1 protein-coding gene is annotated in these 1,214 nt (G+C 69.0%); it reads left to right on the top strand.

Annotated elements, in window-relative coordinates; all coding sequences use genetic code 11:
- Window positions 1-1,214, top strand: a 1,214-nt coding sequence (locus tag ACZ4VL_RS40805; RefSeq protein WP_468211112.1) for a cobaltochelatase subunit CobN, incomplete at both ends; no start/stop codon positions are given.

Genomic DNA, 1,214 nt, shown 5'->3' with positions numbered 1-1,214 from the left:
CGAGGTGGCGCGCAGGATCGCCGGTTACTACGGCAACGGTGGCGAGGCCAACATCCGCACGCTGGCTGCCTACCTGCAGGCCTGGCGCAGCGGTGCCGGGACCGACGGACTGCCGCTGCCGCAGGTGCTGCCGGCCACCGGCTACAGCACGCGCGGCAGCCAGTGGCTGGACAGCCCGCAGGCCTTGCAGGCGCAGTGGCAACGCGACGATCAGGCGACGTGGCCAAAGGTGGCCGTGCTGATCTCCGGCAGCATGCTCAGTGGCATGCAGACCCAGGTGCTGGACGCACTGATCGAGGCCGGGCGCGCACGCAAAGTCGCGCTGTTCGGGGTCTGGTTCGATGCCGCCGCCGACGATGGCTTGAAGCAGGCGCTGCGCGGCATCGAGGTGGATGCGCTGGTCAATCTGACCCATCTGCAGAACGGCAGCGCGCGTGCCGCCGAATTCGCCACGATGGACGTGCCGGTGCTGCAGGCGCTGAACCATCGGCAAGGCGATGCGGATGACTGGCGCGCAGCGACCACCGGCATTCCGATGGCGACGCTGGCGACTTTCCTCGCTGTACCCGAAGCCTGGGGCGCCAGTGATCCGATCGTGGTCTCGGCCAATGCACGCGGTGAACTGCAGCCAATTCCCGAACAGATCGATGCGCTGGCCGCCAAGCTGCAGCGGTTGGCCGCGCTCCGCCACACGGCCGCGGCCGACAAGCGCCTGGCACTGCTATTCTGGAATGCGCCGGACGGCGAGCGCAACCTGTCCGCGTCGCATCTCAACGTACCGCGCAGCATCGAGACGCTGCTGCCACGGCTGGCACAGGCCGGGTATTCGACGCAGCCGGTGGATGAAAAGACCCTGATCGAGCAACTGCAGGCGCTGCTGAGGGGCTACTACCATCCTGAGCGGTTGGGCGCGCTGCTCGATGCGGGGCTGGCCGATACCCTGACGGTGGCCGACTACCGCCGCTGGCTGGCGTCCCTGCCCGCTTCGCGCCGCGACGAACTACGCGCACAATGGGGCGATCCTGCACACCACCCCGCGGTACGCCAGCGGCACGGACAGGCCGTATTCGTGCTGCCGCGCCTGCGCCTGGGCAACCTGCTGCTGATGCCGCAGCCGCCGCGCGCGGGCCGCGTTGGCGAGGCCACCCACGATACGGCGTCGGTGCCGAGCCACTACTACCTGGCGGCGTACCTGTACCTGCGCCAGCAGTGGA

The organism is Streptomyces sp. NPDC029014 (genome assembly GCF_055564695.1).
Note: the sequence above shows the minus strand (reverse complement) of the source record. Positions and strands in the feature narration are given on the sequence as shown.